Genomic DNA, 8,900 nt, shown 5'->3' with positions numbered 1-8,900 from the left:
GTCCGCCGCTCGCCACCAGGGAGCAAGCTCCCCGCGCTGCCGCTCGACTTGCATGTGTTAGGCCTGCCGCCAGCGTTCAATCTGAGCCATGATCAAACTCTTCAGTTTAAAGTCTGATAGTCCTTACTTCTTTCGTCCCGAAGAACAAGAAGAAAAGCGGACCAAACTTGGTTCAAGGCCAAACGAATCTTGACGAGTCGCTTGCCTCGATATGTCGTGACTGGCTGTCACGCGAGAACAAGCGCCCACATCAATTACCTGATCGATTATTAAAGAGCGTCCCTACTTGAAGCGCTTCGCTTCTGCCGTCGAACCCAAGTGCTTGTCAGCGCTTGTTTTCTGGGCCGCCGTAAGGAGTGGCGTATTTTAAGGATCTGGGTGAGGATGTCAACGTCTTTCTTGTCGAATCCTGCCTGGCGCCGTTGCTGCTTGTCGGTGCCGATCCTTGAAGAACTGGGAAGCAATCTTACCGGCTTCACCGCTTTGCGTCAACCGATTTCTTCAATCAAATCAAACGCTTGGAATTCTTCTCACTGTCTCCGAAAACCTCTCTCGGCGGCAGCGGATGCGTACTTTACGTTTCTACTCTGCGGTTGGCAACCCCCGAAAGAACAAAAACTAAAGTCTAGAGTAGATCGCCACTATACCACCGTCTCGGGAACCGCCCTCTCGGGCGGGATTCGTCTCAGGCTATATAGCCCAGAGCTCCATGAAAGCATCGACCGGCATCGATTCGAGCTGGGCCGTGTCTTCATACAGAGCAAAGATCTGCTCACAGCGCTGCGCAGGAAAGCGCGTTGCCAGGTTGGACCGAAACTTTTCCTTGAGCTGCGGCACGCCCTCCTCCCGGCGGCGCCGATGGCCCAGTGGGTACTCTACGGCCACTTGCTCGGTCTGGGTCCCGTCCTTGAAGAAGATCTGAACAGCATTGGCGATGGAGCGCTTGTCCGCCTGATGATATTCCCGGCTGTATCGCTCGTCTTCGACGATCTCCATCTTGTCACGCAGGAGATCGATGACCGGATGCGTCAGGTGGAAATCGTCTTCGTAATGCTCGGCGGTCAGGCTACCGAATGCCAACGGCACGGCGATCATGTATTGCAGACAGTGATCCCGGTCAGCCGGGTTAGCGAGCGCACCCACCTTGGAAATGATGCGAATGGCCGATTCATGGGTCGTCACCACGATGCGATCGATCTCTTCCAGACGATCGCGCACCTGGGGGTGTAGCGTGACCGCGGCTTCCGCTGCAGTCTGAGCATGGAATTCCGCCGGAAAGCTGATCTTGAACAGCACGTTCTCCATCACATAGGTGCCGTAGGATTGAGAAATCCGAAACCGGCGATCCGCTTCAGGCTTGATCGCCTGATCCTTGTTGGTCTTACTGAACGACACATCATAGAAGCCCCACTGGGGCGCGGAGAGCACGCCGGGAATTCCCATCTCGCCGCGCATGGCAATGTCGGCCAGCCTCACCGCCCGCGAAGTTGCGTCTCCTGCCGCCCAGCTCTTGCGTGACCCCGCATTGGGTGCATGGCGATAGGTACGTAGACTCTGGCCGTCGACGAAGGCATGCGACAGTGCCGAGAGCATCTGATCGCGATCGGCGCCCATCAACTTCGCGACTACCGCCGTCGATGCCACCTTGACCAGCATGACGTGATCAAGGCCTACCCGGTTGAACGAATTCTCCAGTGCCAGCACGCCTTGAATCTCGTGGGCCATGATCATGGCTTCGAGCACGTCGCGCATGAACAGCGGTTCCCCGCCCTTGACCACGCGTCGTTGCGAGAGATGATCGGCGATGGCCAGAATGCCGCCGAGATTATCCGAGGGGTGTCCCCACTCCGCTGCCAGCCAAGTGTCGTTGTAGTCCAGCCAACGAACGATGCAGCCGATATCCCAGGCTGCCTTCACCGGGTCCAGGCGCAACTGAGTACCGGGTACTCGAGCACCGTGGGGAACCGTCGTGCCTTCCACCAGCGGCCCCAGATGCTTGGTACATTCCGGAAAGCGCAGCGCGAGCAAACCGCAACCCAGCGTATCCATCAGGCAATGGCGCGCCGTTTCCAGCGCCTCCTGACTCTCGATTCGATTCTTGAAGGAAAAGCCGAGCACGTAATCCGCGATGGCCTGAAGTTCCGGGTCGTAATCGGGGCGCTGATTGAGATCGACGTTGGCACTCATGAAATGGCGTCCTTGGCTGTGACGGTAAGGCTCCCTCGCCGCTCCCATCAGCGACGGAAAGACGTGGGACTATCGATTGATGAATTGTTGTCGATTGGGGAACTGTCGTCGATTGGCGAACTGTCATCGTCATGGCTACCGCTGTTCGATCGGTACCCAGTCGCGCTTTTCCGGCCCGACATAATCCGCACTCGGACGAATGATGCGGTTATTGGCACGCTGCTCGAAGACGTGAGCGCACCACCCGGTCAGCCGAGAGCAGACGAAGATCGGGGTGAACAGTTTCGTCGGTATACCCATGAAGTGATAGGCGCTGGCGTGATAGAAGTCGGCGTTGGGGAACAGCCCCTTTTCGCGCGCCATCACCTCATCGACACGTTCGGAGACGGCATAGAGGTGGGTGTCACCCACATCGTCTGCCAGCTGCTTGGCCCAGTGCTGAATGATTGCACTGCGCGGATCCGACTCCCGGTAGATCGCATGGCCGAAGCCCATGATCTTGTCCTTGCGCTCGAGCATTTCGAGCAGTCGACGCTCCGCCTCGTCGGGATTCGACCAGTGACTGATCATTTCCATCGCGGCTTCGTTGGCGCCGCCGTGCAGCGGCCCGCGTAACGAACCGATCGCCCCGGTCACGCAGCTGTGCAGGTCCGACAGCGTCGACGCGCAGACACGGGCGGTAAAAGTGGAGGCGTTGAACTCATGCTCCGCATACAGGATCAGCGAGACATTCATCACCCGCGCGTGAAGGTCGGAGGCGGGCTTGCCATGGAGGAGGTGGAGAAAGTGCCCGCCGATGGAGACATCATCCGTTTCGGTCTCGATGCGCTCGCCGTAGCGGGAATGCCGATACCAGTAGTTGAGGATGGACGGCATGACCGCCAACAGCCGATCGGCGTGGCGCTGTTGATCCTCCATGCGCTGCTCGGTTTCCAGGTTGCCCAGCGTGGAAGTTCCGGTGCGCAGCACGTCCATGGGATGGGCATCGGAGGGGATCTGCTCCAGCACTTTTTTCAGCGGCTCCGGTAGCGAGCGCGAACGCTGAAGCTGCGCGATATAGTCGTCCAGCTGCTGTTGATTGGGCAACGCTCCCTTCAGCAGCAGATAGGCGACCTCCTCGAAGCGTGCGTTTTCCGCCAGCGCCTGGATATCGTAACCGCGGTAGGTGAGGCCCGAGCCGCTCTTGCCCACCGTGCACAGCTCCGTGGTGCCCGCGCTCTGCCCCCGCAATCCGGTGCCTTGGGTCATTTCCGCCATGATCGTCTCCTCCGATAATCTCGTTGCTGGCAACGACTCAGCCTCGCCCTTTTTCCAAGGACTCACTCTCGAAAAGCGTATCCAGCTTGCGTTCAAAGGCGTGGTAGTCGAGAAATTCGTAAAGCTCGTCTCGCGTCTGCATCAAATCCACCACATCCCGTTGGTGCCCCTTGGCGTGGATGTCCTGATAGACCTTGAGCGCCGCCGCATTCATTGCCCGAAACGCGGAGAGCGGATACAGCACCATGCGGCAACCGACTTCCGCCAGCTCCTGCTGAGTGAACAACGGTGTCGCCCCGAATTCGGTGATATTGGCAAGGATCGGCGCATCGACGCCCTCACAGAACGCCCGGTAATCATCCAGGGTATGTACTGCTTCAGCGAAGATGGCATCCGCACCGGCCTCGACACAGGCGTTGGCGCGTTCGACGGCGACCGCAAGTCCTTCCTTCTGGAACGCATCGGTGCGCGCGATCAGATAGAACTCCGGGTCGCGGCGAGCGTCGGATGCCGCCTTGATGCGATCGACCATCTCAGCCTGGGACACGATCTCCTTGTTGGGACGATGACCGCAGCGCTTCTGCGCCACCTGGTCCTCGAGATGGACTGCCGCGACCCCCGCCCGCTCCATCTCCTTGACCGTGCGCGCAATATTGAAGGCGCCACCCCAGCCGGTGTCGATATCCACCAGCAACGGCAAATCGCAGGCCGCGGTAATCCGGCGCGCATCTTCCGTCACATCGTTGAGCGTGGTCATGCCCAGATCCGGCAGGCCATAGGACGCATTGGCCACACCGCCGCCGGAAAGGTAGATAGCCTGATGCCCCACCGACTGGGCCATCATCGCGCTGTAGGCGTTGATGGCACCGACGATGGGCAACGGGCGGTGATTGGCGAGTGCGGCGCGAAAACGCGCACCGGGGCTGGACTGCGTCATGGTTCGATCCTCGTGGTGTCGGAAGCGGGTTGATCGCCCAGCGTGCGCGCATAGTGGGCGGCGACGTTCTCGCGGGAAGCGCTGACGTGACGACGCATCAGCAGCTCCGCCAGTTCGGCATCGCCGGCCTCGATCGCATCGACGATCCGATGGTGCTCGACGAACGCTCGCTGCGGTCGAGAACCGTTGGCACTGAACTGGGTGCGGTAGAGCCGTACCAGGTAATAGAGGTCATCGCACAGCAGCGTCATCAGCATGCGATTGTGGCTGCCCTGCACGATGCGGTAGTGGAAATCGAGATCGCCCTCCCGCTGGTAATACGCTTCACCGCTGGCCAGATCTTCCTGGCGCTCGTGAAAAGCGAGAACGTCACGTAGCCCGGCAATCTCCTCAGCGGTCATCGATTGGGCAGCGAGACGCGCGGCCATGCTTTCGAGCGCCTCGCGAACATCGAACAGCTCCAGCAGTTCATCCATCGACAGCTTGACCACCCGAGCGCCGACGTGAGGAACACGCTCGATTAGCCGATAGGTCTCCAGGCGTCGCATGGCTTCCCGCAACGGGCCTCGAGAGATACCGTAATGGGCGGAAAGTTCCGGCTCGGTGATACGAGTGCCTGGAGGCAATTCGCCGCGAACGATGGCGCGTTGAAGCTGATGGAATACCCGCTCGGCCAACGTGCGAACCACGGGGAGTTCAGTATCGGCGTGCTGCGTGTCTAGAATTGACTGAGGCATGAAGTTGTTAACAATTGGAGAGCGAAGTCCTCATCATAGGCGCCACGTTTTTCTCGGGCAATGGGAAAAACGTCGCGGACATCGCACTTTAGTCGAGAGTTGAAAATGCCGTCGCTCGACATTGTCGACAACATTGTCGTTAACAATGCTTTTTCTGCCTATCAGACAGACGCCGAGCTGCCACTTTGATCAGGCCGCAGCCATCCTGTCGGCGCTTCAAAGGCCTCGCTCATTTCCATGACTCTCGATAAACTCGCCCCGTCGTCGAGCGACGAGATCCAATGATGACGATCGCCGCCGCCGCGTTGCCGCTTCACTGGTCAGGGAAAGCATTCATGGCTGACGCGAGAGCGTGGCTCGAGATAACCGACGTCCCCTATGCTCCCGATCCGGCAGCGTCATTCGAGCGCCTGCGTCATCGACCCGGTGCCGTGTTGCTGGATAGCGGCCGACCGGACGCCCCGGGTGGACGCTTCGACATTCTCACCAGCGACCCCCTGGTCACGTTGACCATCGCCGATGGCTCCCCGGTCTGCGACCCCGTCCTGCCATTGCCGTCCGAACCCTTCGCCGCTCAGCAGGCGCTGCTCGATCATGCCCAGGCTGCGCTACTCCCGTCGTTATCGGCAGCATTGGCGGAACGGGCAACGGAACTTCCTTTCCTCGGCGGGCTGCTTGGTTACTGGGGCTATCCGCAGTCGGCGACCCACGATCCTCGTCAACCGGCAGATCGGCAGCCGGGGCCAGCGCTACCCGATGCCAGGCTAGGGCTCTACGACTGGGCGCTGATCCAGGATCATCAATGCCAGCGCGCCTTTCTCATCGCCACCGCACAGCGGCGTAGCCAGGTTCTGACGTGGCTGCAGGCCGATCCGCCCCGGCGAGAGATCGATTTCCAGCTGACACGGCCCTTCACCGCGGATATCGACCGCGACGGCTATGCCCGGCGTTTCCAGAAGGTCATGGATTATCTCCAAGCCGGCGACTGTTACCAGATCAACCTGGCACAGCGTTTTACCGCAAGGTTTCAAGGAAGTACCTGGCAGGCGTATCGGCGCCTGCGCCGTGCCACCCCGACCCCCTTCGGCGGCTATCTCGCGTGGGATGAAAAGGCCATTCTGTCGCTGTCGCCCGAGCGTTTCATTCGCGTGGTCGACTCGCAGGTCGAGACCCGGCCGATCAAGGGCACCCGCCCCCGCGGCTCGACCACCGATGAAGACCGACGGCTGGCCACCGAGCTCGAGCAGAGTGCCAAGGACCGCGCCGAGAACATCATGATCGTCGATCTGCTGCGCAACGACCTGGGCCGTGTCTGCCGTTCGGGCAGTGTCACGGTGCCACAGCTCTGCGGACTGGAGAGCTACGCCAATGTCCATCATCTGGTCAGCATCGTGCGTGGCGAACTGGCGGTAGACGCGAGCCCCCTCGACCTGCTGGCCGCGGCATTTCCCGGCGGCTCGATCACCGGCGCGCCCAAGCACCGGGCCATGCAGATCATCGATGAGCTGGAACCCAGCCGACGTAGCGTCTATTGCGGCAGCCTGGGCTATCTGGATCGACGCGGCCGGATGGACACCTCGATCGCCATACGCACCGTCGTCGCCGACGATGACACCCTGCACATCTGGGGCGGCGGCGGTCTGGTCGCCGATTCAGAAGAAGCGTCCGAGTATCGGGAAACACTCGCCAAGATCGAGCGCCTGATGCAGGCGCTCGAAGCATCCGACGGCTACGAGAACGATTCCCAGTAACATCTCATTGGTTTACGCTGCGTGACGCCATCGCCAAACAACGACCCATGACTTGAAAGCCACGACTTTTTCGCCCTCTTCGGCCGACTCGACGTCTACCGTCGCCCGCTATCATGCGCGCCAGCGCCGCCAGCGCTGGCTAATTGCTGCGACCGCCCTGGCGACTCTGATGTCGCTGCTGCTCGATATCGCCACCGGACCCGGGGCCTACGCCTTGAGCGACGTCACCAAAGCGTTGCTGGCGCCCTCCGAGGTCTCCCGCGTCCTGCAGGTGGTGGTGTGGGATATCCGGCTACCGGTGGCCTTGATGGCCATCGTGGTCGGGGCCAGCCTCGCCATCGCCGGGGCGCAGATGCAGACCTTGCTCAACAACCCGCTCGCCGATCCGTTCACCCTGGGTATTTCCTCCGCTGCCAGCTTCGGTGCCGCCCTGGCGATCGTACTGGGTTTCGGCGTGCTGCCGGTCGCCGGCACTCTGCTGTTGACCGGCAACGCCTTCGTGCTGGCCATGCTCGCCTCGCTGATGATCTGGGGACTAAGCCGACTGCGGGGCGTCAGCGTGCAGACCATGGTGCTAATGGGCATCGCCATCATGTTTTTCTTCAACGCGTTGCTGGGAATGCTGCAGTACGTAGCCTCCGCCGAATCGCTGCAACAACTGGTGTTCTGGTCGCTGGGAAGCCTGAGCAAGGCGAGCTGGGGCAAGATCGGTCTAGCGGGGTTGGCACTGATGGTGACGATCCCCGTCTTCGTCCGCGCCCGCTGGCAGCTGACGGCACTGCGCCTGGGTGACGTTCAGGCCCAGGCGATGGGTATCGACGTCGGTCGGCTCAGGCTTCGCATGCTGCTGTGCTGTGCGCTGCTTTCGGCGACGGCGGTGGCCTTCGTCGGGACCATCGGTTTCGTCGGGCTGGTCGGCCCGCACATCGCCCGGCTGCTGGTTGGCGAGGATCAGCGCGCGTTCCTGCCGATGTCGGCGCTGACCGGGGCGCTGATCCTGTCGCTGACCTCGATTCTGTCGAAGACGCTGATTCCCGGCATCCTGTTGCCGATCGGCATCCTGACCGCGTTGATCGGGCTGCCGTTTTTCGTCTCGCTGATTCTGAGCTCGCGCAAGGAAATCTGGCGATGAGCCTGATAATCGACCAACTCAGCTGCTCCCTGGGAAAGCGTCGGGTCCTGCATGATCTGGCAGGGATGGAAGCCCGACCGGGCGAGATCACCGCGTTGATCGGCCCCAACGGGGCCGGCAAATCGACGCTGCTGAGAGCGATTGCCGGAATCACGATGGCCAGCGGCCATATGACACTCGATGGTCTGTCTCTCGAGACTCAGTCTCTCGGACAACGCACCCGCAAGCTCTACTACCTGCCTCAGGACACCAGTACCCAGGCGGCGCTGAGCGTCTTCGAAGCGGTTCTGCTCGCGCGCCGGACGCAGGTCGCCGAACCCAACCGACAGGCGCTGGCCGCCGTCGCGCAGGCGCTTCAATCGCTGGAGCTCAATCCGCTGGCCGAGCGCGAACTCGCCGCGCTGTCCGGCGGGCAGCGCCAGCGTGTCGCCATTGCCCAGGCCATCGTACGGCGGCCGAGGCTGTTGATGCTCGATGAACCCACCAGCGCTCTGGATTTGCACCATCAGTTGCAAGTGCTCGATTATCTCCACCGTCTGGCACGCCAGGATGACGTGATCATCGTCATCGCGATTCACGATCTCAATCTGGCCGCGCGGTTCGCCGACCACCTATGGGTGGTCAAGGAGGGGCGGCACATCGTCAGCGGCCGCCCCGGCGACGTGTTGACACCGCAGCGCCTGCGGGAGATCTATGCCATCGAGGCAGACGTGGAGTGGCCTCCAGGCTCTTCGCCCCGGATCACGCCGCGGTCGGCGACGCGCCGGCTGGGCAGCTGACAATCGCCGCGTCGGTCTTCTAGGCCAGGTAGAGAGCCGGCTCATATAACCATCTAACCAAAGGGTATTGGTCGACGTTCCGAGAGGATTGCTAGAGTGGCCGTCATTCCAAGCCCCGCC

General features: G+C 61.3%; 7 protein-coding genes and 1 rRNA gene. 3 read left to right on the top strand and 5 right to left on the bottom strand.

From position 1 onward, the window contains the following. The 5 genes from BTW08_RS06670 to BTW08_RS06650 form a co-directional block, all read right to left on the bottom strand. Window positions 1-108 (bottom strand): 16S ribosomal RNA (locus BTW08_RS06670); the annotation flags it as partial. Window positions 109-690: 582 nt separating this feature from the next. Then, window positions 691-2,187 (bottom strand): 2-methylcitrate dehydratase, encoded by a 1,497-nt coding sequence (gene prpD / locus BTW08_RS06665; protein ID WP_075561740.1) that lies wholly within the window; start codon window positions 2,185-2,187, stop codon window positions 691-693. A gap of 135 nt (window positions 2,188-2,322) precedes the next feature. After that, entirely contained in the window at window positions 2,323-3,444 is a 1,122-nt protein-coding gene (prpC, locus tag BTW08_RS06660; RefSeq protein ID WP_075561739.1) for a 2-methylcitrate synthase, read from the bottom strand. A gap of 37 nt (window positions 3,445-3,481) precedes the next feature. Further along, window positions 3,482-4,381: a methylisocitrate lyase gene (gene prpB, locus BTW08_RS06655; RefSeq protein ID WP_075561738.1), complete on the bottom strand. Its 900-nt coding sequence runs from the start codon at window positions 4,379-4,381 to the stop codon at window positions 3,482-3,484. After that, complete coding sequence (locus tag BTW08_RS06650; protein ID WP_075561737.1) at window positions 4,378-5,118, bottom strand: GntR family transcriptional regulator; 741 nt, start codon at window positions 5,116-5,118, stop codon at window positions 4,378-4,380. The genes prpB and BTW08_RS06650 overlap by 4 nt, the downstream gene beginning before the upstream one ends. A 335-nt stretch (window positions 5,119-5,453) precedes the next feature. Here BTW08_RS06650 and pabB point away from each other — a divergent pair, with 335 nt between their 5' ends. Genes pabB through BTW08_RS06635 form a run of 3 tightly spaced genes read left to right on the top strand, consistent with a single transcriptional unit; the run spans window position 5,454 to window position 8,780 of the window. Then, on the top strand, window positions 5,454-6,869 hold the full coding sequence (gene pabB / locus BTW08_RS06645; protein ID WP_075561751.1) for an aminodeoxychorismate synthase component I: 1,416 nt from the start codon (window positions 5,454-5,456) through the stop codon (window positions 6,867-6,869). A 52-nt stretch (window positions 6,870-6,921) separates the two neighbouring features. Next, on the top strand, window positions 6,922-8,001 hold the full coding sequence (locus BTW08_RS06640; RefSeq protein WP_075561736.1) for an iron ABC transporter permease: 1,080 nt from the start codon (window positions 6,922-6,924) through the stop codon (window positions 7,999-8,001). Then, window positions 7,998-8,780, top strand: coding sequence for an ABC transporter ATP-binding protein (locus BTW08_RS06635; protein WP_075561735.1), 783 nt, complete (start codon window positions 7,998-8,000; stop codon window positions 8,778-8,780). Before BTW08_RS06640 ends, BTW08_RS06635 begins: the two co-directional genes overlap by 4 nt. The last annotated feature ends 120 nt before the right edge of the window (window positions 8,781-8,900 follow it).

The sequence above is a fragment of the Salinicola sp. MH3R3-1 genome (assembly GCF_001937155.1).
Lineage (GTDB): Bacteria > Pseudomonadota > Gammaproteobacteria > Pseudomonadales > Halomonadaceae > Salinicola > Salinicola halophyticus.
This window is presented reverse-complemented; position numbering and strand designations above follow the sequence as displayed.

Coding starts and splice junctions, on each gene's coding strand:
- prpB (WP_075561738.1), bottom strand. CDS start 4,381: ATGACGCAGTCCAGCCCCGGTGCGCGTTTTCGCGCCGCACTCGCCAAT.
- BTW08_RS06635 (WP_075561735.1), top strand. CDS start 7,998: ATGAGCCTGATAATCGACCAACTCAGCTGCTCCCTGGGAAAGCGTCGG.
- BTW08_RS06650 (WP_075561737.1), bottom strand. CDS start 5,118: ATGCCTCAGTCAATTCTAGACACGCAGCACGCCGATACTGAACTCCCC.
- prpD (WP_075561740.1), bottom strand. CDS start 2,187: ATGAGTGCCAACGTCGATCTCAATCAGCGCCCCGATTACGACCCGGAA.
- prpC (WP_075561739.1), bottom strand. CDS start 3,444: ATGGCGGAAATGACCCAAGGCACCGGATTGCGGGGGCAGAGCGCGGGC.
- pabB (WP_075561751.1), top strand. CDS start 5,454: ATGGCTGACGCGAGAGCGTGGCTCGAGATAACCGACGTCCCCTATGCT.